Source organism: Aminobacter sp. P4_H6_2 (assembly GCF_056400805.1).
Window position 1 is genome coordinate 1 of sequence record NZ_JBFUKO010000988.1, and the last position, 1,266, is coordinate 1,266.

Below are 1,266 nucleotides of genomic sequence, written 5' to 3' on the forward strand. Positions count from 1 at the left end.
CACCCAATGAGGCCTATTTCCAGCATGCCGATTGGGTTTTGCAGCGTGCCTGCGACCTGGGTTTTTTGGTGCTGCTCGTGCCCTCATATCTGGGGGCTGGTGGCGGCATCGACGGCTGGTATCAGGAGATGACACAAAACGGTACGCAGAAGCTTGCGGACTACGGCCGCTTCGTTGGCCGGCGCTACGCAAATTTGAAAAATATCATGTGGGTGCAGGGCGGCGACTACAGCGCGCCAGACAAGGATCTGGTTCGCGCGATCGCCAACGGAATCCGGGAGGCCGATCCCGATGCGCTTCAGACGGCCCACAATTCATCCGAAACGGCGGCATTGGATTATTGGCCCGGCGAACCTTGGCTGAACGTAAACAACGTCTTTACCTACGGGCCGGTCGACAAGGCAGCGATTGGCCAATATGCGCGCGGTGGCGACATGCCATTCTTCCTGATGGAAACCGCCTATGAGAACGAATACGAAGCGGATGGGCAGCGAGTGCGCATGCAGGCCTACCAGGCCATACTTTCCGGCGCCTCAGGCCATGTGTTTGGCAACAATCCGATATGGCATTTTGACGGACCCGGCCTCTTTCCCGCACCGATGAGTTGGAAAGAGGCCCTGGATAGCCCCGGCGCGCGCAGCATGTCCCTGCTTCGCGATGTCATTTTGTCTGTGAAATGGTGGCTCCTGAAGCCCGACGCCGACGGTACATTTCTTGTTGGCGGGAAGGGCGGAGATAAAGCGCATGTGGTCGCCGCGACTGCGAGCGATCGTTCCTTTGCCCTTGTCTACCTGCCGACGAGCAAGGACGTTACCCTTGATCTTTCCAGGCTTTCCGGACCTCTGATCACCGCACGCTGGCGCGACCCGACGAGCGGGGATCTGCTGCCCGTCGAAGGCTCGCCCTTCGCGCCTGGGAGGCAAAAGTTTCGGCCGATGAGACTCAATCAGGGGGGATTTACGGATTGGGTTTTGGAGCTGACGTCCGAGGGCGAGYAGCGTCAAAGCCAGTGAACCGTTGCCCTTGGGAGCGCCGAGGCGTCTCGAACCACGCCGGCTGAACGCCGGCTTCGCCAAGCCCATTTGGCGCCTAGAACCAAACGTCCTGGAGCCTGCTCCATTCCAGTAGAAGGCCCAGTAGAATTGGGAATCGGCTATCTACCTTCATGCTGGAGCGCGACCTTTTTCCGGACACGATGCCCACTTTTCGCAAAGCGGATCTTCGGTTCGGGGGCATGCTCCTGCCAGACGGAATGCCTCTCAGTTT

Annotated in this window: 1 protein-coding gene; it reads left to right on the plus strand. The window is 59.2% G+C overall.

Going from position 1 to position 1,266, the window contains the following annotated elements:
* Positions 1 to 1,013 (plus strand): apiosidase-like domain-containing protein (locus AC1DUU_RS32345; RefSeq protein WP_476787372.1); only part of this gene is annotated, 1,013 nt, incomplete at its 5' end.
* Positions 1,014 to 1,266: the final 253 nt, after the last annotated feature.